The following is a 21,366-nucleotide window of genomic DNA, read 5'->3' on the forward strand; positions in this document are numbered from 1 at the left end:
AGTCGGAGGAGGACCCGGGAAGTGCCCGCTCGTGGGTGACAGGCCCTGTCGTCACGGCAGGGCCCGGCACAGGGCTTCCAGGGCTGCCGGCCAGGCGCTGTCCGGTGGGGTCCCGTAGCCGACGACCAGGGCGTCGGCCGGTTCGGCGAGGGCCTGCGGGTGCCGGTGGTAGGACAGGCCGTGCAGGGCCAGGCCCTGCCAGGTCGCGGCCTGCACCACCGGCTGTTCGCTGCCGGGCGGCAGCCGCAGCACCGCGTGCAGGCCGGCCGCGATCCCGGTGACCCGGACGCCGGGCGCGCGCTCGGCGACGGCGGCGGTGAGGGCGTCACGGCGGCGCCGGTAGCGCAGCCGGGCGGAGCGGACGTGCCGGTCGTAGGCGCCGGAGGTGAGGAACTCGGCCAGGGTGAGCTGGTCCAGCACGCCCACGGTGTCGATCCGGCCCTTGGCCGCGGCCGCCTCCTCCACCAGCGAGGGCGGCAGGACCATCCAGCCCAGCCGCAGACCGGGGGCGAGGGACTTGCTGGCGGTGCCGAGGTGGACGACCCGGCCGGGGTCCAGGCCCTGGAGGGCGCCGACGGGCTGGCGGTCGTAGCGGAACTCGCCGTCGTAGTCGTCCTCCAGGACCAGGGAGCCGGTGCGCCGCGCCCACTCCACCACCGCCGTCCGCCGGTCCGGGTGCAGGGCCGTGCCCATGGGGAACTGGTGGGCGGGTGTGAGGAGGACGGCGCCCTCGCCGGTCAACGCGCCTGTGTCGGTGCCCAGTTCGTCGTACGGCAGGGCGGGCGTGGCGAGACCCGCGTCGTGCAGCAGACCCCAGTGGGCGTCGAGCCCGTAGGACTCCACCGCCACCGAGCGCACCCCGCGGGCCCGCAGCAGCGTGCCGAGGACGCGCAGGGCGTGCGAGAAACCGGCGGTGATCAGGATCGTCTCCGGGTCTGCGCGGACGCCCCGGACGCGGGAGAGGTAGCCGGCCAGGGCGGTGCGCAGTTCGGGGCGTCCGCGCGGGTCGCCGTAGCCGAGGGCGTCGGACGGGGCGGCGGCCAGGGCGCGGCGGGCCGCCTTGAGCCACTCGGTGCGCGGGAAGGCGGTGAGGTCGGGGCTGCCGGGCAGGAGGCTGTACGCCGGGCGGCCCGGTGGCCGGCGCCGGGGCGCGTCCGCGGCCGGCGGGATCACCGCCCGTGGGGCCACCCGGGTGCCGGAGCCCTGGCGGGCGGTGAGCCAGCCCTCGGCGACCAGGTCGGCGTAGGCCTCGGCGACCGTGTTGCGGGCGATGCCGAGGTCGCCGGCGAGGGAGCGGGAGGACGGCAGCCGGGTGCCGGGGGCGAGGCGGCCGGTGCGGACCGCGTCCCGCAGCGCGTCGGTCAGACCGCGGCGCAGCCCGCTGGTCCCGGCCGGCTCCAGATGGAGGTCGACGCCCAGATTGGCCCAGGAATTCGCCATGGGAATGGACCATACTCCTGGGCTGCCCGGCTCCTAGGGTCGAACCATGAGCAGCGCACAGGAAACCGTCGAGTACGCCACCGAACACACCCCGCGCCTGGAGTGGGCCCGGCACGCGCCCGAGGTCTACAAGGCGATGGTCCGCCTGGACACCGCCGCGAGGCAGGGCCTCGACCCCAAGCTGTACGAGCTGGTGAAGATCCGCGCCTCACAGCTCAACCACTGCGCCTTCTGCCTCGACATGCACACCAAGGACGCTCTGGCGGCGGGCGAGAGCGTGGAGCGGATCGTGCAGCTCAGCGCCTGGGAGGAGTCCCGGCACTTCTACACCGAGAAGGAGCTGGCGGCGATCGAGCTGACCGAGGCGGTCACCGTGCTGACCGACGGCTTCGTGCCGGACGAGGTGTACGAGCGGGCCGCCAAGCGGTTCGACGAGGCCGAGCTGGCGCGGCTGATCGCCGCGATCGCGGTGATCAACGCCTGGAACCGCTTCGGCGTGACCACCCGGATGGCGCCGGGCCACTACCAGCCGGGACAGCACGGGTGAGCCGCCCCGCCGAGGGGCCGCCGGCCGTGAGCGGGGCGGACCTGTTCCGCGCGCTGCACCGCCGGCGCCCCCAGGGAGACCCGCTTCTGCTGCCCGGCCCGTGGGACGCGGCGAGCGCCCGGACGTGCGTCGAGGCCGGATTCCCGGCGCTGGCCACGCCCAGTGCCGGCATCGCCGCCTCCCTCGGCTACGAGGACGGCGAGACCCCCGCCGACGAGATGTTCGCGGCGGTGGCCCGGATCGCCCGGGCGGTGGACGTGCCGGTGTCGGCGGACGTCGAGGGCGGGTACGGGCTCGCGCCGGCCGAACTGGTGGAGCGACTGCTGGAGGCGGGGGCCGTGGGCTGCAACCTCGAGGACTCGGGAGCGGGGGGTGTCCTCAAGGACCCGCACGAGCACGCCGACTACCTCGCCGGGGTCCGCTCGGCCGCCGCCGACCGGCTGTTCGTCAACGCCCGGGTCGACACCTTCGTCCACGGCGACGGCGACCCGGAGCAGGCCATCGCCCGTGCCGCGCTGTACGTGGCGGCGGGCGCGGACTGCGTGTACCCGATCCTCGCGCCGGCCGATGTGCTGCCCCTGCTGCGGTCCGGCATCCAGGGCCCGATCAACATGGCGGCCCGGCTGGACGGCGAGGGCCCCTCGCCCGCCGTGCTCGGCGGACTCGGGGCCACCCGCGTCACGTTCGGTCCGGGACTCCAGCGGCGGGCCGCGGCCGCGCTGGGCGAGATCGTCGCCGGACTGCGCTGAGCCGGGTCAGGACAGCCACTTCTTCCAGACGGACGGGTGGCTGTCCACCCACTTCTTCGCCGCGTCCTGCGGGCTCAGCTTCTGGTCGGCGATCATCAGGGAGACCTCGTTCTGGTCCTCGGTCGTCCACTTGAACTTCTTCAGGAAGGCCGCCGCCTCGCCCCCGGACTTCGCGAAGCCGGAGTTCAGGTACTTCTGCAGCGGGGTGTGCGGGTAGGCGCAGGTGATCTTCGCCGGGTCCGCGTCGCAGCCCTCCTTGTACGGCGGCAGCTTCACCTCGGTCATGGGGACCTTCTTGAACAGCCACTGCGGCGCGTACCAGTACGTCAGGAAGGGCTTCTTCTCCTTGGCGAACTGCTTCATCTGGGTGATCTGCGCCGCCTCGGAACCGGCGAAGACGACCTGGTAGTCCAGCTTCAGGTTCTTCACCAGCGCCTTGTCGTTGGTGACGTAGGACGGGGAGCCGTCCATGAGCTGGCCCTTGCCGCCGCTCTCCGCGGTGCGGAAGAGGGAGGCGTACTTGTTCAGGTTGTGCCAGTCGGTGATGTCCGGGTGCTGCTTGACCAGGTAGGCGGGGACGTACCAGCCGATGTGGCCGGTCACCCCGAGGCCGCCGCCGGGCGCGATCGTCTTCTTGTCCTCGACGTACCGCTTCTCCTGGTCCGGGTGCCCCCAGTCCTCCAGGATGGCGTCGACCCGGCCCTGGCTGAGCGCGTCCCACGCGGGCACCTCGTCGACCTGGACGGTGTCGACGCGGTAGCCCAGCTTGTGCTCCAGCAGGTACTGGGCGACGGCCACGTTGGACTGGGCGCCCACCCAGGACTGGACGGACAGGGTGACGGTCTTCGAGCCCCGCGCGTTGGCGAACGGGCTGGCCTGCTTGGTCATGTCGGCGGCGCCGCAGCCGGTCAGCAGCGCGAGCGCGGACACGCCCGCGGCCACCGTGAGAGTCGTACGGAATCGCATGTCACGCTCCCTTCTTCGCGCGCCGTTCGGTGGGCTGGGTCACCCGGTCGAGCATCAGGCCCAGGCAGACGATGGCCGCGCCGGCCACCAGGCCGGTCGCCAGGTCGCCCTGGGCGAGTCCGAAGGCGACGTCGTAGCCGAGGGCGCCGCCGCCGACCAGGCCGCCGATGATGACGACGGCGAGAACCAGGACCACGCCCTGGTTGACGGCGAGCAGCAGCGAGCGGCGGGCCAGCGGGAGCTGCACCTGCCAGAGCTGCTGGCGGCCGGTCGCGCCGAGCGAGCGCGCGGACTCCAGGGCGGCCGGGTCGACCTGGCGCAGGCCCTGGGCGGTGATCCGGACGACGGCCGGCAGCGCGTACACGACGGCCGCGGCGACGGCCGGGGCGCGGCCGACGCCGAACAGGGCGACGACCGGGATCAGGTACACGAACTGCGGCATCGTCTGGAAGACGTCCAGCACGGGCCGCAGCGCGCGTTCGACGCGGTCGCTGCGGGCCGCGGCGATGCCGGTGGCGAGGCCCAGGACGAGGGTGACGGCGACGGCGGCGAGCACCTGGGAGAGGGTGTCGAGGGACGGCTTCCACACCCCGAGCACGCCGATCGCTGCCATGGCGAGGACGGCGGTCAGGGCGGTGCGCCAGGTGCCGATCAGCCAGGCGAGGGCGGCGACGATCAGCAGCACCGCCCACCAGGGCAGCCACTGCAGTCCGTCGCGGACCGGGTCGAGCACCCAGGTGGTGAAGTGGCCCGCCCAGTCGGCGGTGCCGCCGACGACCGGGACGCCGGAGTACAGGTGGGCCGTCATCCAGTCGACGGCGCGGTTGACGGGCTCGGCGATCGGCAGGGTCCAGCCGCCGGGCCAGTCGAGGGCGCCGAGCAGGCGGGTGGCCAGGGCGACGGCCGCGGTGACGGCGAGGGCGTAGGGCCAGCCGATGGTGCGCGGGCGGTCGGCCGCCCGGACGCCGTCGCCGGCCGCGGCGGTGACGCGGTCCAGGACGACCGCCAGCAGCACGATCGGGATGCCCGCGGCGAGGGCCGCGCCCACGTCGACGGACGCGAGGGCCTGGTAGACACGGTCGCCGAGGCCGCCGGCGCCGATGACGGAGGCGATGACGGCCATGGACAGGGCCATCATGATCGTCTGGTTGAGGCCGAGCAGGAGTTCCTTGCGGGCCAGCGGGATGCGGGCCGTCAGCAGCCGCTGGCGCGCGGTGGCGCCGAGCGACTCCACGGCCTCCAGGACCTCGGGGTCCGCGCCGCGCAGACCGAGCGCGGTGAGCCGGGCCATCGGCGGGGCGGCGTAGACGACGGTGGCGAGCACGGCCGCGGGCACGCCGATGCCGAAGACCAGGACGACGGGGAGGAGGTAGGCGAACGCCGGGAGCACCTGCATGGTGTCCAGCACCGGGCGCAGCGCGCGGTCCAGCCGGTCGGAGAGGCCGGCGGCCAGGCCGAGCAGGGCGCCCACGGCCACGGAGACGAGGACGGCCACCACCATGAGGGCCAGGGTCTGCATGGTCGGCACCCACATGCCGAGCACGCCGCAGGCCAGCAGGGCGGCGGCGGTGCCCGCTGCCAGCCGGACACCGGCGACGCGCCAGGCGACCAGGGCTCCGAGGGCGGTGACGCCGGCCCAGCCCGCGGCGAGCAGGGCGAGGTAGACGGCGCGCACGGACAGGACGACCGCGTTGCTGATGTAGCCGAAGAAGTAGAGGAACAGCGGGTGGCTGTCGCGGTTGTCGATCACCCAGTCGCTGGCGGAGGCCAGGGGCTTGGAGAGGTCGACGGTGAGGGCGCCGGGCCAGGACGCGCTGCCCCAGCGGCTGTTGACGAGGGGCACGACGACCGCCGCGGCCACGGCGAGCACGAGGAGCTTCGCCGCGGCGCGGTGTCTCAGGACGCCGGGGAGGTGCGTACGGGGGGCTGTTGTGGTGACCGTTGCCATCAGACGCCCTCCGTGCCGGTGCTGAGGGCGGGCGGGGTCGCCTCCTCGCCCTGGGCGGGCACGGCGGCGCCGGCGCCGACCCCGGCGGCCGGCGTGGACCCGGTGCCGGCGACCACGCCCAGCAGTTGCTCGTGTCCGACCACCCCGACGCACTTGCCCTGGTTCATCACGCGGGCCGGGGCGCCGGCGCGGGCCACCGCCTCGATGGCCTCGGCGACGGTGGCCTCCGGGCGGACGGCGGGACCGCTGCCGGCCTCCTCGAGGGACGCGGGGCGCATGGCGCTGCGGCAGGTCACCACCTGTTCGCGCGGCACGTCCCGGACGAACTCGCGGACGTAGTCGTCGGCCGGGGCGGAGACGATCTCCTCGGGCGTGCCGAGCTGGACGACGCGGCCGTCGCGCATCAGGGCGATCCGGTCGCCGAGCTTCAGCGCCTCGGAGAGGTCGTGGGTGATGAAGACCATCGTGCGGCCCTCCTCGCTGTGCAGGCGGGCCACCTCCTCCTGCATGTCGCGCCGGATCAGCGGGTCGAGGGCGCTGAACGGCTCGTCGAAGAGGAGTACCTCGGGGTCGACGGCGAGCGCGCGGGCGAGTCCGACGCGCTGGCGCTGACCGCCGGAGAGCTGGGCGGGACGGCGCTTCTCCATGCCTTCGAGGCCGACCTTGGCGACCACCTCGGCGGCCCGCTCGCGCCGCTCGGACCGGCCGACGCCCTGGATCTCCAGGCCGTAGGCGACGTTGTCGAGGACCGTGCGGTGCGGGAGCAGGCCGAAGTGCTGGAAGACCATCGCGGCACGGTGGCGGCGCAGTTCGCGCAGCCGGGTGCGGTCCATGGCGCGCACGTCCTCGCCGTCGATGGCGATGGTTCCGGCGGTGGGCTCGATGAGCCGGGTCAGACAGCGCACGAGGGTGGACTTGCCGGAGCCGGACAGGCCCATCACCACGAAGACCTCGCCCTTGCGGACGTCGAAGGAGACGTCCCGGACGGCGGCCGTGCAGCCGGTGCGCGAGCGCAGCTCGGCAGGGCCGAGGGCGCTCAGCTCCGGGTCGCCCGGGACCCGGCCGGCCTTGGGGCCGAACACCTTCCACAGTCCGTCGACCGAGAAGACGGGGGCGTCCGTGGTGGGCGGCTTACGGGTGGGAACGGTGAGCGTCATCGCGCGTCACCTCCGATCAGATCGACGGCCTTCTCCCCGACCATGAGCACCCCGATCATCGGGTTGACCGCCGTCATGGTCGGGAAGACGGAGGCGTCGGCGATACGGATGCCGTCGAGGCCGCGCACGCGCAGCTCCGGGTCGACGACGGCGAGTGGGTCCTCGGCGGCGCCCATGCGGCAGGTACCGGCCGGGTGGTAGACGGTGTGCGCGACCTTGCGGGCGTACTCGCTCAGTTCGGCGTCGCCCTGGACCTCGGGGCCGGGGCAGACCTCGCGCTTGAGCCAGCCGGCCAGCGGCTCGGTCTTGGCGATCTCGCGGGCGATGCGGATGCCGTCGACCAGGGTCCGCGCGTCGTAGTCGTCCTCGTCGGTGAAGTAGCGGAAGTCGAGCGCGGGCTTCACGGACGGGTCGGCGCTGGTGAGGTAGAGGCGGCCGCGGCTCTTCGGCTTGGGGATGTTCGGAGTCATCGAGACGCCGAACTCCGGCCGCCGGTAGCCCAGTCGCTCCGGGTTGTCGGTGAACGGGATCTGGTAGAAGTGGAACATCAGGTCGGGGCCCTGGTGTCCGGGGTCGCGGCGCACGAACAGGCCCGCGTCGGAGTCCATCGCGGAGTTCTCCGGGATCGGCCCGTCGGTCTCCCAGACGATCACCGACTCCGGGTGGTCGAGCAGGTTCTCGCCCACGCCGGGCAGGTCGTGCGCGACGGGGATGCCGAGCGCCTCCAGGTCCTCGCGCGGGCCGATGCCGGAGTGCATCAGCAGGCGGGGCGAGTCGACGGCGCCCGCGCACAGCACGACCTCGTTGCGGGCCCGTATCAGCAGTTCCTCGCCGTCCTTGGTGCGCACGTGCACGCCCTCGGCGCGGGTGCCGTCAAGCTCCAGCCGGTACGCCCAGGTCTCCAGCAGGATGTGGAGGTTGGGCCGTTCGTCCATGACGGGGTGCAGGTACGCCACCGACGCGGAGGAGCGCTTGTTGTCCTCGGGGTGGTAGGCGAGGTCGAAGAAGCCGACGCCCTCGGTGAACGGCTTCTTGTTGAAGCCCTCGACGCGCGGGACGCCGAGCGCGCTCTGCGCGGCGTCGACGAAGTCGCGGGCGATGGCGTTTCGGTCCTTCTCGTCGACGGAGACGATGTTGTTCTTCAGGCGGGCGAAGTACGCCTCCATGGGCACGGCGCCCCAGCCCTTGGCGCCGGCCTCCTCCCACTCGTCCCAGTCGGACGGCAGCGGCTTGAAGGAGATGAGGGTGTTGTGGGACGAGCAGCCGCCCAGCACCCGGGCCCGGCTGTGCCGGATGTGCGAGTTGCCGCGGGGCTGTTCGGTGGTCGGGTAGTCGTAGTCGAGTTCACCGCCGAGCAGGCCCATCCAGCGGCGCAGCGTCAGCACGTCGTCGCGGCCGACGTCGCTGGGGCCGCCCTCGATGACGGCGACGGTCACGTCCGGGTTCTCCGTAAGCCGCGAGGCGATGACGGAACCGGCTGTTCCGCCGCCGATGACGACGTAGTCGAATTCGTGGGTGTGATCGGGCATCGGGTGGTTACTCCTGGGGGGTGGGAGGAAGTTCAGGGTGCGGAAAGCGGTTCGCCGGCGGGGCTGGTGGGGGCTCAGCCGGCGAACCAGCGCACCGGCTTCGGCGCCAGGTTCTGGTAGACGTGCTTGGTCTCGCGGTACTCGGCGAGGCCGGCGGGGCCGAGTTCACGCCCGGTGCCGCTCCTGCCGAAGCCGCCCCACTCCGCCTGCGGCAGGTAGGGGTGGAAGTCGTTGATCCAGACGGTGCCGTGGCGCAGCCGCCCCGCCACGCGCCGGGCGCGGCCCGCGTCGGCGGTCCAGACGGCGCCCGCGAGGCCGTACTCGGTGTCGTTGGCGAGGAACACCGCCTCGTCCTCGGTGCGGAAGGTCTCGACGGTGAGGACCGGGCCGAAGACCTCCTCGCGTACGACGCGCATCTCGCGGTGGCAGGCGTCGAGCACGGTCGGCTCGTAGAAGTAGCCGCTCTCCGGACGGGTCTCGGACGGCTCGGGGCGCTTGCCGCCGCAGCGGAGCACCGCGCCCTCCTCGAGGGCGGAGGCGACGTACGACTCGACCTTGGCGCGCTGCTGCGCGGAGACGAGCGGGCCGCACTCGACGCCGTCCTCGGTGCCCCGGCCGAGCCTGATCCGCTGGGCGCGGCGGGCGAGTTCGGTGACGAAGCGCTCCCGGACGGACTCCTCGACGATCAGCCGGCCGCCCGCCGAGCAGACCTGGCCGCTGTGGATGAAGGCGGCGTTGAGGGCCTGGTCGACGGCGGTGTCGAAGCCCTCCTCGGTGGCGCAGGCGTCGGCGAAGACCACGTTGGGGTTCTTGCCGCCGAGTTCGAGGGCGACCTTCTTGACGGTGGGGGCGGCGGCCTGGGCGACCTTGGTGCCGCTGACCAGGCCGCCGGTGAAGGAGACCAGGTCGACGTCGGGGTGCTCGGCGAGCCGGGCGCCCACGGTGTGGCCGGGGCCGGTGACCAGGTTGGCGACGCCGTCGGGCAGACCGGCCTCGCGGAGCAGGTCGATCAGCGCGATGGTCGTCATCGGGGTGATCTCGCTGGGCTTGACGACGAAGGTGTTGCCGGCCGCGAGCGCGGGGGCGATCTTCCAGCTCGCCTGGAGCAGCGGGTAGTTCCAGGGGGTGATCAGCGCGCAGACGCCGACCGGCTCGTGGACCACGACGCTGTGGACGTCGGGTGAGCCCGCGTCGACCACCCGGCCGGGGGCCTCGCCCGCGACCAGGTCGGCGAAGTAGCGGAAGGCGTCGGCGACGCAGTCGATGTCGACGCGGCCCTCCTCGACGGTCTTGCCCGCGTCCCGGCTCTCCAGCAGGCCGAGTTCCTCGCGGTCGCGCACGAGGAGGCCGGCGACGCGGCGCAGCAGCGCGGCGCGCTCGGCGACCGGCGTGCTCGGCCACGGCCCGTGGTCGAACGCCTGCCGGGCGGCGGCCACCGCCCGTTCCGCGTCCTTCTCGTCGCCCTCCGCGACCAGGGCGAACCGCCGGGCGTCCGCGGGGTCGAGGATCTCGCGCGTCGCGCCGGAGGCCGCCGTGGACCATTCCCCTCCCGCGTGAATGGTCGCCTGGTCCTGTCGTTCCGTTCTGTCCGCCATGATCGGTATTGCCTTCCGTTCCTGTTCGGTGCCCGTGTGTCACGCAGGCGGCGTGCTCAGGGACCGTCGCCGCCTGCCCACGACCCCGGGCATGCATGCCGAATCAGTGGCCCACAGTGCGCGGCGTCACTGAAAATTCGTGCGAAAACGGACAGAAACGGGTTATCTACGGCGCGGCGCTCAGTCCATCGGTGCGTCACAGCCCGTGTCGGGCGGGCAGAACCCGCTCAGGGCGGTGTCGAGCAGCCTCAGCTCGTCGGCGCCGCCGTTCTTGTCGGGGCCGTAGGCGGCGACGGCGTAGATCCGTCCGTCGACGGCCATGAAGCGCTCGTCGTAGACGTGCCAGCGGCCGACGTCCGGCTCGTTCCTGATGCTGTCGGCCACGTACTCCATGCGCGAGCCGACGAAGTCGCCCTCGTCGAGATTCAGCAGGGCGAGCTTCTTGAACCCCGGCGGCTTGGCGGTCTGGCCGGACAGGTACGTCGCGAACGACTCGTCCGGGGACGCCTCCGCCACCTGGTAGATCTGCAGCCGGTGCTCGCGGTCCGGACTGCGGTAGTTGACGATCCTGATGCCGTAGGAGGAGGGAAGCGAGGAGCGCGACCAGCCCTTGGGCCGTGCGATCCGGAAGCCCTCGGCGTCGTCGTAGGACTCCCAGTCCGCGGGCAGCGGGCTCGCCGAGGCGGAGGGCGTGGTCTCCTCCGGCGAGGGGGACGCGGAGCCGGACGGGTCGCCGGACGGCGCCGGTGAGTCCGTGACCGCGGAGGCGCTCGGCGAGCCGGCCGCCGGTGCGGGCCGGTCGTGATCATCCGACCCGACCACGAGGGTGAGGACGAGGCTCGTGGCGACGCCGACCACGGCGGCGCCCACGACGACGGCCCAGACCGTCCTGCGGCTGGGCCCGCCGGTGCGCGCCTGCGCCGGCCCGGGCGGCACGGTCGGCACGGGCCATTCGGGCGAGGACCAGCCCGCACCGCCGCCACCCGTTTCGAGGCCGCCCGGTCCGCCCGGCGGGCCGGCGGAGGCGCCCGGCCAGGACCCGTGCGGGGCGCCGGACGGGTCCGGCCACGGCGCCGGCGGTGCGGCCGGCGCCTGCTCGGGCGCCGCGGGCGCGAACGGCGCCGACGGCATCGGAGGGACGGAGTCCGGCGGGACGGGGTCGGGCGGGACGGACCCGCCCTCGGCGGCCGTCCGCGGTCCGGCCGGCGGCCACCCGGGCGCCCGGTCCGGCATGGCCGGCGGCGGCGGTGTCACCGGTGCGCCGGCCTGACCTCCCTCGCTGTCCTCCCAGCGCTGGGTCTCCTCGTTCCAGTACCGCGCTCCCCCGCTCATGGCGTCCGCCTCACAGCCCCACCAGGCCGGCCAGCGTGCCCGCCGAGGCGAGCAGGCCGACCAGCGCCTGGGAGTCGTCGAGCAGCCGGCGCAGGCGCTCGCGCCGGGAGGGGGCGGCCTGGCCGGTGCGGGTGATCTCGTCCTCCGTGTCCGCGAGGGCGGCGTCGAGTTCCGCCGTCCGCTCGTCGGCCCGCACCCGTGCCAGGTCGGCGCGCAGTTCCCGCACGGCGAGCAGCAGCTCCTCGGCCGCCGCGTCGCGCGGCGCGGCCGTGCCGTGGTGGCTCTCGGCGTGCGCGTGGTCGCCGATGGCGAAGGTGCTGTGCGAGACGTCGCCGATGCTGACCCCCGGCTCATTCGTCGCCATGTGCGTCGGCTCCCTTCCGCGGCTCGCCGCCGCCGTTGGTGGAGGAGGCGGAGGAGTTGTCGCCGACGGCGAAGGTGCTGCCCTCGACGCGGCCGATGTGCACGCCCCCGTTGCTGATGTTGTTGATCTGCTGGACGAACTCGCCGGTCTGGTAGCCGGCTTCGGCGAGCGCGGCGCGCACGCCGTTCGCCACCCGGTCCTGGATGCTCTTCAGGTAGCGGGAGGCGTCCATCTCCTGGAACTGCGAACCGGCGTCGGCCGAGCCCAGCTCCCGGACGGACAGTGCGGGACCGTCCGGCAGCGCGTTCGCGTACCCGCCGGTGAGCAGCCGCCAGCCGTACGCCACCGCCCTGCCGAGGACGATCAGGGACCGGGCCGGCGAGACCGGCACCCGGGCGACGGCCCAGACCGCCTTGCCCAGTGCGCTGTTGTGCCGGTACCGGTGGGCGGCGCGGTCGGCCTCCTTGAAGAGCGGGCGCACCGGCTGCAGCACGTGCGGCGCGATCTCCAGCATGAGCATGCGGCCCTGGGTGTGGACGCGCACGAAGACGGTGACGACCAGCTCCTCCTCCCAGCCGCCGACGCGGATGCGCAGGAAGTGCCGGCGCTTCTCGGCGCCCTCCTCGACCGCGTGCGCCCGGTGCTGCTCGAAGGCCTGCTGCTGGTACGGCGCGTCGTCGCGGCGCAGCAGACCCTCGGCGGGCAGGAACACGCACTCGTCGATCTCCAGCCAGCGCAGCCGGTCGCGCACCCCGGGCCCCGCGTACTCGGCGGGCAGCCGGAGCCGCTCCACCAGCGGCCGGATCTTCTCCAGCACCAGCCGGTTGCTGATCGGCTGCTGCCGCTTCTTCAGCGCGTCGGGCTTCAGCTCGACGGCCAGCACCCAGTCCTGCTGCGCCTGCCCGGCCCCGCAGAACGGGCGCGCCTCGTGGTACATGATCAGCGGCGCGTGCTGTTCCGTGCGGATGCGGTGCCTGAGCCACTGGAAGCGCCGGTTCTCGCCCTGTTCGGCGGGGTCGTCGGCGGCGTCGGGGAAGCGCTGCGGGGACAGCTCGCCGGCCAGGACGCGCGCGAACTGGCCCCGCTGACCCGCCAGGCACACCGCGACGAGGGCGAGGACCACCAGGGCGGCCCAGGCCTGCCAGGGCTTGAAGTGGGTCCCGGCGTCGCCGGAGCCGGGCAGGAAGACGTCGCTCAGGCCGGGCGAGTCGGAGGTCCCGTACGAGTCGTACGGGTCGTACGAACTCCCGTAGGAACCGGACGACGGGCCGTCGTCCCCGCCGGCGAACGCGGCGATCACCGTGAACACCGCCATCACCGCGAGCAGGATGCGGCCCCACCAGCGGAAGAAGAAGGCCGGCACCGTCCGGTACAGCGGGGCCACCGGCGCGCGGCCCCGGATCCAGACACCGATCGCGAGGTACAGGCTGGGCAGCACGTAGAGGGCCAGCAGGCCCTGGGTCAGCACCGCTCCCAGCAGCCACAGGCCGAAGATCGCCCCGGCCCACTGGAGCTCCTGCCTGCGGGCGCGCAGGGCGTGCGCGAGGACGCGGGCGGCGTCGAGACCGAGCGAGGGCGCCACGAACCGCTGCTCGTTGAGGTGCAGTTCGTCGATCACCCGGTCCCGGTAACCGGGGTCCAGGTACGTGCCCGCGCACAGCAGCCGGGTGGCCTCGCTGGCGTGCGGAGGGGTGGACGGCGCTGCGGAAGGCGCCGTCGCAGGCGTCGGCTGCGGTTGCTGCGGCACGGATGCGGTGTTCACGCGATTCCCCCGAGGCGTGGTAAGTCACTCCGTGAAGAGATGAGTTGACGAGCCATCAGCATAGGGCAACGGTGTGACACCGGCCCGGGTTCGCGTACGCACGCGAGCGGCCCCGCTCCGGAGAACCGGAGCGGGGCCGCTCGGGTGCACGGCGTCGCCGCCGCGGTCGTGCTCAGATGAGGCCGAGACCGCGGACCGCCTCGCGCTCCTCCTCGAGCTCCTTGACGGAGGCGTCGATGCGGGCGCGGGAGAACTCGTTGATGTCCAGGCCCTGGACGATCTCGTACTTGCCGTCCTTGGTGGTGACCGGGAAGGAGGAGATCAGGCCCTCCGGGACGCCGTAGGAGCCGTCCGACGGGATGCCCATGGAGGTCCAGTCGCCCTCGGCGGTGCCGTTGACCCACGTGTGCACGTGGTCGATGGCGGCGTTGGCGGCGGAGGCGGCGGACGAGGCGCCACGGGCCTCGATGATCGCGGCGCCGCGCTTGGCGACGGTCGGGATGAAGTCCTCGGCCAGCCACTTCTCGTCGTTCACGACCTCGGCGGCGTTCTTGCCGGCGACCGTGGCGTGGAAGATGTCCGGGTACTGGGTGGCGGAGTGGTTGCCCCAGATCGTCAGGCGCTTGATGTCGGCGACCGTCGAGCCCGTCTTCTTCGCGAGCTGGGTCAGCGCGCGGTTGTGGTCGAGGCGGGTCATCGCGGTGAAGCGCTCGGCCGGTACGTCCGGCGCGGCGGCCTGGGCGATCAGCGCGTTGGTGTTGGCCGGGTTGCCGACGACCAGGACCTTGATGTCGTCCGCGGCGTGGTCGTTGATGGCCTTGCCCTGCGGCTTGAAGATGCCGCCGTTGGCCTCCAGCAGGTCGCCGCGCTCCATGCCCTTGGTGCGGGGGCGGGCGCCGACGAGCAGGGCCACGTTCGCGCCGTCGAAGGCGACGTTCGGGTCGTCGCTGATCTCGATGCCCTGAAGGAGCGGGAAGGCGCAGTCGTCCAGCTCCATGGCCGTGCCCTCGGCGGCCTTCAGCGCGGGCGTGATCTCCAGGAGGCGCAGCTTGACCGGCACGTCCGCGCCGAGCAGCTGGCCGGAGGCGATGCGGAAGAGCAGGGCGTAACCGATCTGGCCGGCCGCGCCGGTGACGGTGACGTTCACGGGAGTGCGGGTCATGGCGTTCTCCGTATGACAGCTGGCGGTGGGGCGGCACGGCCCCGGATGATCGATCTCTTGGCGTCAAGAGAATCCAGCGGTCAGGCTATCGCGCATCCGCCATGCGAGACGTCCGGGGCCCTGTGGCCCAGCCCACAAGTCGTGCTGCCGGGTCGCAGGGGCGGTCACGGGGGCACGGAGGAGGCGGCCGCCCGTCCGGGGGAAGGGGACGGGGACGGCCGCCGGGGGGACCGGACTGCCGGACTCCCGTGGGGGTACGGATCGCGTTCCCGGCATGCCGGGGCCCATGCGTCCCGCCCCGGAAATCCACCCGAACGGGTCCTTCCGCTTGCGCCTCGCCCGCCGGTCCGTCCCGTTGCCGCCCCGCCCGCCGGTCCGCCCCGTCGCCGGCCTCCCGCCGGTCCGCCCCGTTGCCGCCCCGGCCGCCGGTCCGCCCCGGCGCCGGCCTCCTGCCGGTCCGCCGCTTCCGTCGGTCTGCCGGTACGCCCCTCCCGTCGCCCCGGTCCGCCAGTGCTGCCGGTGCGCCGTCCCGCGGCCGCTACTTCGTGCAGCCCGTCTGCCCGGAGGCGAGGGTCGCGCAGGCCTCGGCCTCGGCCGCGTCCTTCACGGCGACCATCGGCGTGTAGGCGATGGTGTCCCCGGCGGTGGTGATGTCGCCCTTCTGGCGCGCCTTGCCGGCCGAGACCTGGACCTGGTCGCCCTGGACGCCGCCGGTTATCCGCCCCCAGGCGGCGCCGCAGGTCCGGCTGTAGCGGACCTCCAGGGTGGTGGCGCCGACGGTGGCCGTCTTCGCGGTGGTCACCAGGCTGCCGCTGCAGCCCATCGCCTCCGCGTCCTTGCCGGTGCAGGCGGAGCCGGCGCACTTCACCCCGGCGGGCAGGCCGGGGCTGGTGCTGACGGCCGGGGAGGGCCGCTTCGTCGCGCCCTCGGCCTTGCCGCCGCCCCGGTGCGTGTACAGGAAGACGGCCGCGACGACGAGGAGGAGGGCGCCGGCGCCCGCGAGGAACACCGTCAGCCGCCGTCTGCCGCCCGCTCCCGTGGCGGGACGGCCGTCGGCGGGGCCCGGCGGCCGCTGCCCGCCGTACGGGGGCGGCGCGACCGGCTGGTGGCCCGCGCCGTCCGGCAGGGTCACCGGACGCGTACCCGGGCGTGTACCCGGGCGGGTACCCGGGCGGCCGCTCGCCCGTGACGGGCCCTCATAGCCCGCCAGACCCCAGGAGTTGACCTCGGGGGCCGTGCCACGGGCCGCCCGCTCGCGGTCCTCGGCGTCGGACGCCGTCGGCTGGGTCGGAACCCGCGGCGGAGCGCCGGCGGGATCGGTTGCGGCACCCGGGGCCGCGCCGGCCCCGGCGCCCCGGTGGGCCGTCCGCGTGCCGCCCGACGCCCGGGCCTCCGCCTCGGCCCCGCCGAACTCCCCCAGTGCGGCGCGGGCCTGGGAGATACGAATCTGCTCCATGGTCCGGTCGTGCCGCATCTCCGCACGGCTCCAGGCCCGCTCGGCCAGCTCCCACATGGTGGTGAGGTGGACCGGGTTGGTTCCGGTGACCTCGGCGAGCGCCACGATCGCGCCCTTGGGAGCGAGCAGCCGGCCGCCCAGGTAGCGCTCCCAGGACGTCTTGCTGTAGCCGGTCCGGTCCGCCAGCGCCGCGATGCTCAGGCCGCTGCGGTCCACGAGCGCCCGCAACTGGCTCGTGAACTCCTTGATCTGCGGATCCAGCTCGTCCGGCAAGGCTTTCCATCGAGGCATCGTGCTTCCCCCTCTTCCCCCCGGTTGGTGCTGTTGGTTCCCCGCGCCGTTCCCGCGCGTGGCCCTCGCGCCGTCCGGTCCGTTCCCGGCGCGACATCGTTCTGGCCTACCCACAGGGATGCGCCGACCAAGGATCCCAGTTCCCGGAGCGGGGGCGCACGGGAGCACCGGGTTCACCGGCCGCGCACCCGCCTCCACGGAGCCTTCGTAACGTAGCGCCGATTCACCGGGTCAGCGACACGGCTCGCACACATGTGGCAGTGCGCCGACACCGTAGCGGAACGGTCACTTCCGTGCCACAGCGCGCGGACAGCCGTTGAACTGGCCCTTCACGTCAGGGAAGGCTTACGTCCCGACGGCGGTCCGTCCTTGCTCGGGGGAGGGGACGGGCCGCCGTCGCACGGCGCCGGCCGCCGGGCGGCCCGTCAGGGGCCGCGCCGGTGGCGCTACTTGGTCAGCGTGAAGTGCAGTACGTCCTTCAGGAACGGAATGCTCAGCCAGGGGTTGGGCTGGACCGTCATCGCCAGCAGCACGATCGCGAGGCCCAGGACGCCGTAGGTGACGATGTCCGTGAACCGCGAGCGGACCGCGAGCATGCCGACGCCCGGCAGCGCCCAGCGCAGGGCCGCGCCGCCCAGCAGGGCGACGCCGATCAGCAGGGTGCCGTAGCGGAACACGTCGAGCGCGGTCAGCAGCAGGCCGAGCGCGACGGCGGACAGCACGACGAGCACCGGCCACTGCCGGGCGGGCGCCGGGGCGTCACCGGGGGCGGCCCGGCCGCCGCCCTCGGGGCGCGCGGTGTCCCGCGTGAACAGCGGGAAGCGGCGCGTCACGCGCCGCGGGCGCCCCTGGGCGTCGGGGGCGCTGATCGCGTCGCGGACCGTCGGCTGCCCGGTCACCGTACGGTCGTCCTCAGCCGGCACTGCGCTCCGCCGCCTCGACCACGTTGACCAGCAGCTGCGCCCGGGTCATCGGACCCACACCGCCGGGGTTCGGGGAGATCCAGGCGGCCACGCCGGTCACGTCCGGGTGCACGTCGCCGACGATCTTGCCCTCCGCGTTGCGGGAGACGCCGACGTCCAGCACGGCCGCGCCCGGCTTGACGTCCTCGGCGCGGATCAGGTGCGGGAAGCCGGCCGCCGCGATGATGATGTCGGCCCGCCTGAGGTGGGCGGACAGGTCACGGGTGCCGGTGTGGCACTGGGTCACGGTGGCGTTCTCGCTGCGGCGGGTGAGCAGCAGCGGCATCGGGCGGCCGATGGTCACGCCGCGGCCGACGACCACGACCTCGGCGCCCTTGATCTCGACGCCGTGGGCCCGCAGCAGGGTGATGATGCCGTTGGGGGTGCAGGGCAGCGGAGCCGGCTCGTTCAGCACCAGGCGGCCGAGGTTCATCGGGTGCAGGCCGTCGGCGTCCTTGGCCGGGTCCATCAGCTCCAGGACGCGGTTCTCGTCGATGCCCTTGGGCAGCGGGAGCTGCACGATGTAACCGGTGCAGGCCGGGTCCTCGTTCAGCTCCCGGACGACCGCCTCGATCTCCTCCTGGGTGGCCGTGGCGGGCAGCTCGCGCTGGATGGAGGCGATGCCGACCTGGGCGCAGTCGCGGTGCTTGCCGGCGACGTACTTCTGGCTGCCGGGGTCCTCCCCGACCAGGATCGTGCCGAGGCCGGGCGTGACGCCCCGCTCCTTCAGCGCCGCCACGCGGGCGGTCAGATCGGACTTGATCGCGGCTGCGGTGGCCTTGCCATCGAGAATCTGGGCGGTCATGCACCCATCCTCGCGGATGACCGGCTCCCGGTTCCAATCCGGGTCCCCCGCCGTCCGGCACCTGGGACGGCCCCGGCGGCGGCCGCGGATGTCCGGACATGATCGACGATGTTGCACTTGCACAACGCATCGCGAATCCGGCTGGACAAGAACTCGCCTCCGCGACGACGATGAACGGCGCAGTATCGCGGTCCGGTTGGGGGGCAAACCGCTCAGATCCTGACGTACCTCCGTTCCTTCCGCGTCGTCCCCGCAGATCCAACGGAGGAAATCCGCCATGAGTTTCGGCTCGCCCAACAACCCCTATGGTCAGCCGCAGGACCCGCAGCAGGGCTACGGGCACCCGCAGCAGCCGGGCTACCCGCAGGCTCCTCAGGGCGTCCCTCCGCAGCAGGGCTATGGCTACCCGCAGCAGCCGGGCTACCCCCAGGCCCCGCAGGGCGTGCCCCCGCAGGGCTACGGCTACCCCCAGCAGCCGGGTTACCCGGGCTACCCGCAGCAGGGCGGCTACGGGATGCAGCCGCAGTACGCGAACTGGGGCCAGCGGTTCCTCAGCAAGCTGATCGACATGATCATCTACATGGTCGCCTACGTCCCCCTCGCCGTCATCGGCGCCAAGGCGGGTGCCCCGGTGCTGACACTGGTCGGCTTCCTGCTCGGTATCGGCGTCCTCGTCTGGCAGGTGATCCAGGAGGGCAAGACCGGCCAGACCGTCGGCAAGAAGGCCCTGGGCATCCGCACGCTCAAGGAGGACACCGGCCAGCCGCTCGGCGGCGGCATGGCGTTCGTGCGTCAGCTCGCCCACATCATCGACGGCCTGCCCTGCTACCTCGGTTACCTCTGGCCCGCGTGGGACTCCAAGCGCCAGACGTTCGCCGACAAGATCTGCGGCTCGATCGTGATCCGCAACCCGTGAGCTGAGCGCCCGCAACGCCAAGCGGCCTCCGGCCCCCACGAAGGGGGCCGGAGGCCGCTTCTCGTGGCCCCGCGGGGCTCAGTGGAAGAAGTGGCGCGTACCGGTGAAGTACATGGTCACGCCCGCCTTCTTGGCGGCCTCCACGACCTGCTCGTCACGGATCGAGCCGCCCGGCTGGACGATCGCCCGGACACCGGCGCCGATGAGGATCTCGGGCCCGTCGGGGAAGGGGAAGAAGGCGTCGGAGGCCGCGAAGGCGCCGCGGGCCCGCTCCTCGCCGGCCCGCTCGACGGCCAGCTTGCAGGAGTCGACGCGGTTGACCTGGCCCATGCCGACGCCGACCGAGGCGCCGTCCTTGGCGAGCAGGATCGCGTTGGACTTCACCGCGCGGCAGGCCTTCCAGGCGAAGGCGAGCTCGGCCAGCTCGGCCTCGCTCAGGGCCTCGCCGCTGGCGAGCGTCCAGTTGGCCGGGTCGTCGCCCTCGGCCTGCAGCCGGTCGGTCACCTGCAGCAGCACGCCGCCGTCGACCGCCTTGACCTCGACCGGGTCGGCCGGGCCGTTCGGGGCCTTCAGGACCCGGATGTTCTTCTTCTTGGCGAGGGCCTCCAGGGCCCCTTCCTCGTAGCCGGGCGCCACGATGACCTCGGTGAAGATCTCCGCGACCTGCTCGGCCATCTCCTTGCTGACCGGCCGGTTCACGGCGATGACGCCGCCGTACGCGGAGACCGGGTCGCAGGCGTGCGCCTTGCGGTGCGCCTCGGCGACGTCCGCGCCGACCGCGATGCCGCAGGGGTTGGCGTGCTTGATGATCGCGACGCAGGGCTCGTCGTGGTCGTACGCGGCACGGCGCGCGGCGTCCGTGTCCGTGTAGTTGTTGTACGACATCTCCTTGCCGTGGAGCTGCTCGGCCTGCGCCAGCCCGGCGCCGCCGGCCTCGACGTAGAGGGCGGCCGGCTGGTGCGGGTTCTCGCCGTAGCGCAGGGTGTGCGCGCGCTCCCAGGTGGCGCCGAGGAAGTCGGGGAACGACGACTCGTCGACGGGGGCGTAGGAGGACGCGAACCAGGAGGCGACGGCCACGTCGTAGGCGGCCGTGTGCTGGAAGGCCTCGGCGGCGAGCCGCTTGCGGGTGGCGAGGTCGAAGCCGCCGGCCGACGCGGCGGCGAGCACGTCGGCGTACCGCTCCGGGCTGGTCACCACGGCCACCGACGGGTGGTTCTTGGCGGCGGCGCGGACCATCGACGGGCCGCCGATGTCGATCTGCTCCACGCACTCGTCGTCCGAGGCGCCGGAGGCGACGGTCTCGCGGAACGGGTAGAGGTTGACGACGACCAGGTCGAACGGCTCCACGCCCAGCTCGGCGAGCTGCTCGCGGTGGCTGTCGAGCCGCAGGTCGGCGAGGATGCCCGCGTGCACCTTGGGGTGCAGCGTCTTGACCCTGCCGTCCAGGCACTCGGGGAAGCCGGTCAGCTCCTCGACCTTGGTGACGGGGACGCCGGCGGCGGCGATACGGCCGGCCGTGGAGCCGGTGGAGACCAGCTCGACACCGGCCTCGTGCAGGCCGCGCGCGAGGTCTTCCAGGCCGGTCTTGTCGTAGACGCTGACGAGCGCCCGGCGAATGGGCCGCTTGGTGCTCTCGGCGGTGGCGGTCACTGGATAACTACCTTTCGTCCCTCAATGCGATAGCCGTTGCGGGCGAGCCGCCCCACGACCTCGACGAGCAGCCTTCGCTCGACTTCCTTGATGCGCTCGTGCAGCGCGCTCTCGTCGTCCTCGTCCCGGACCTCGACCACGCCCTGGGCGATGATCGGCCCGGTGTCGACGCCGTCGTCGACGAAGTGGACGGTGCAGCCGGTGACCCTGGCGCCGTACGCGAGCGCGTCGCGCACGCCGTGGGCCCCGGGAAAACTGGGCAGCAGGGCCGGGTGGGTGTTGACGAACCGCCCGCCGAACCGCGCCAGGAACTCCTTGCCGACGATCTTCATGAAGCCGGCGGAGATCACGAGGTCGGGCCGGTGCGCGGTCACGGCCTCGGCGAGGGCCGCGTCCCACTCCTCCCTGGTCGCGTGGTCGCCCACGCGGCACACGAAGGTCGGCAGTCCGGCCCGCTCGGCGCGGGCGAGCCCCTCGACGCCGCCGCGGTCGGCCCCGACGGCGACGATCCGCGCGCCGTACTCCTCGGCTCCGGTGCGCTCGATCTCGTCCAGGAGCGCCTGGAGATTGGTGCCGGATCCGGAGACCAGCACGACGAGGCGCTTGACCGCTCGGCCAGCGGGGGTGGCGGCCACGGCGGGGCCCTTTCTCGGTGAGCGACATGTCCGGCCGGCGCTTTGTGCGTTCGCACCAATGCTTCGCGCCCCGGGATACGGGGAAGTCTACGAAGCGGCC

General features: G+C 73.3%; 18 protein-coding genes. 3 read left to right on the forward strand and 15 right to left on the reverse strand.

Going from position 1 to position 21,366, the window contains the following annotated elements:
* Window positions 1-51: 51 nt before the first annotated feature.
* Window positions 52-1,440: a MocR-like pyridoxine biosynthesis transcription factor PdxR gene (gene pdxR, locus ACZ7JA_RS02645; RefSeq protein ID WP_389303783.1), complete on the reverse strand. Its 1,389-nt coding sequence runs from the start codon at window positions 1,438-1,440 to the stop codon at window positions 52-54.
* 46 nt (window positions 1,441-1,486) lie between these two features.
* On the opposite strand from pdxR, the gene ACZ7JA_RS02650 reads away from it, so the two are divergent.
* Both ACZ7JA_RS02650 and ACZ7JA_RS02655 read left to right on the forward strand, forming a co-directional pair.
* Window positions 1,487-1,987 (forward strand): carboxymuconolactone decarboxylase family protein, encoded by a 501-nt coding sequence (locus ACZ7JA_RS02650; RefSeq protein WP_389303781.1) that lies wholly within the window; start codon window positions 1,487-1,489, stop codon window positions 1,985-1,987.
* A 26-nt stretch (window positions 1,988-2,013) separates the two neighbouring features.
* Complete coding sequence (locus ACZ7JA_RS02655; protein ID WP_470806909.1) at window positions 2,014-2,736, forward strand: isocitrate lyase/PEP mutase family protein; 723 nt, start codon at window positions 2,014-2,016, stop codon at window positions 2,734-2,736.
* A 6-nt stretch (window positions 2,737-2,742) separates the two neighbouring features.
* Here the strand turns inward: ACZ7JA_RS02655 and ACZ7JA_RS02660 are convergent, their stop codons facing one another.
* The 12 genes from ACZ7JA_RS02660 to ACZ7JA_RS02715 form a co-directional block, all read right to left on the reverse strand.
* Window positions 2,743-3,702 (reverse strand): ABC transporter substrate-binding protein, encoded by a 960-nt coding sequence (locus ACZ7JA_RS02660; protein WP_351670239.1) that lies wholly within the window; start codon window positions 3,700-3,702, stop codon window positions 2,743-2,745.
* 1 nt (window position 3,703) lies between these two features.
* Window positions 3,704-5,650: an ABC transporter permease gene (locus ACZ7JA_RS02665; RefSeq protein WP_470806911.1), complete on the reverse strand. Its 1,947-nt coding sequence runs from the start codon at window positions 5,648-5,650 to the stop codon at window positions 3,704-3,706.
* Window positions 5,650-6,807: a quaternary amine ABC transporter ATP-binding protein gene (locus tag ACZ7JA_RS02670; protein ID WP_351670245.1), complete on the reverse strand. Its 1,158-nt coding sequence runs from the start codon at window positions 6,805-6,807 to the stop codon at window positions 5,650-5,652. The genes ACZ7JA_RS02665 and ACZ7JA_RS02670 overlap by 1 nt, the downstream gene beginning before the upstream one ends.
* Complete coding sequence (locus ACZ7JA_RS02675) at window positions 6,804-8,336, reverse strand: GMC family oxidoreductase (RefSeq protein ID WP_351670248.1); 1,533 nt, start codon at window positions 8,334-8,336, stop codon at window positions 6,804-6,806. The genes ACZ7JA_RS02670 and ACZ7JA_RS02675 overlap by 4 nt, the downstream gene beginning before the upstream one ends.
* A 74-nt stretch (window positions 8,337-8,410) precedes the next feature.
* A complete protein-coding gene (locus ACZ7JA_RS02680) occupies window positions 8,411-9,931 on the reverse strand; it encodes an aldehyde dehydrogenase family protein (protein ID WP_351670251.1) in 1,521 nt (506 codons plus the stop codon).
* A 180-nt stretch (window positions 9,932-10,111) separates the two neighbouring features.
* Complete coding sequence (locus ACZ7JA_RS02685; RefSeq protein WP_470806914.1) at window positions 10,112-11,263, reverse strand: hypothetical protein; 1,152 nt, start codon at window positions 11,261-11,263, stop codon at window positions 10,112-10,114.
* A gap of 10 nt (window positions 11,264-11,273) precedes the next feature.
* Window positions 11,274-11,627: a hypothetical protein gene (locus ACZ7JA_RS02690; RefSeq protein WP_389446001.1), complete on the reverse strand. Its 354-nt coding sequence runs from the start codon at window positions 11,625-11,627 to the stop codon at window positions 11,274-11,276.
* A complete protein-coding gene (locus ACZ7JA_RS02695) occupies window positions 11,614-13,389 on the reverse strand; it encodes a hypothetical protein (RefSeq protein WP_389445998.1) in 1,776 nt (591 codons plus the stop codon). Before ACZ7JA_RS02695 ends, ACZ7JA_RS02690 begins: the two co-directional genes overlap by 14 nt.
* Before the next feature lie 172 nt (window positions 13,390-13,561).
* Window positions 13,562-14,551 (reverse strand): malate dehydrogenase, encoded by a 990-nt coding sequence (locus tag ACZ7JA_RS02700; protein ID WP_351670263.1) that lies wholly within the window; start codon window positions 14,549-14,551, stop codon window positions 13,562-13,564.
* Window positions 14,552-15,089: 538 nt separating this feature from the next.
* Complete coding sequence (locus ACZ7JA_RS02705; RefSeq protein WP_470806916.1) at window positions 15,090-16,280, reverse strand: helix-turn-helix domain-containing protein; 1,191 nt, start codon at window positions 16,278-16,280, stop codon at window positions 15,090-15,092.
* Between the two features lie 464 nt (window positions 16,281-16,744).
* Window positions 16,745-17,221, reverse strand: coding sequence for a DUF3017 domain-containing protein (locus tag ACZ7JA_RS02710; RefSeq protein WP_351670268.1), 477 nt, complete (start codon window positions 17,219-17,221; stop codon window positions 16,745-16,747).
* Complete coding sequence (locus ACZ7JA_RS02715) at window positions 17,211-18,065, reverse strand: bifunctional methylenetetrahydrofolate dehydrogenase/methenyltetrahydrofolate cyclohydrolase (RefSeq protein WP_401131804.1); 855 nt, start codon at window positions 18,063-18,065, stop codon at window positions 17,211-17,213. The genes ACZ7JA_RS02710 and ACZ7JA_RS02715 overlap by 11 nt, the downstream gene beginning before the upstream one ends.
* A 277-nt stretch (window positions 18,066-18,342) precedes the next feature.
* Between ACZ7JA_RS02715 and ACZ7JA_RS02720 the strand changes: the two genes are divergently transcribed.
* The gene (locus tag ACZ7JA_RS02720; RefSeq protein WP_351670272.1) at window positions 18,343-18,981 is read left to right on the forward strand and encodes an RDD family protein; all 639 of its coding nucleotides are present in this window, start codon (window positions 18,343-18,345) and stop codon (window positions 18,979-18,981) included.
* Between the two features lie 78 nt (window positions 18,982-19,059).
* Here the strand turns inward: ACZ7JA_RS02720 and purH are convergent, their stop codons facing one another.
* A complete protein-coding gene (purH, locus tag ACZ7JA_RS02725) occupies window positions 19,060-20,631 on the reverse strand; it encodes a bifunctional phosphoribosylaminoimidazolecarboxamide formyltransferase/IMP cyclohydrolase (RefSeq protein ID WP_351670275.1) in 1,572 nt (523 codons plus the stop codon).
* Window positions 20,628-21,266: a phosphoribosylglycinamide formyltransferase gene (gene purN, locus ACZ7JA_RS02730; RefSeq protein ID WP_351670278.1), complete on the reverse strand. Its 639-nt coding sequence runs from the start codon at window positions 21,264-21,266 to the stop codon at window positions 20,628-20,630. Before purN ends, purH begins: the two co-directional genes overlap by 4 nt.
* Window positions 21,267-21,366: the final 100 nt, after the last annotated feature.

The organism is Streptomyces sp. NPDC038135, from assembly GCF_055601245.1.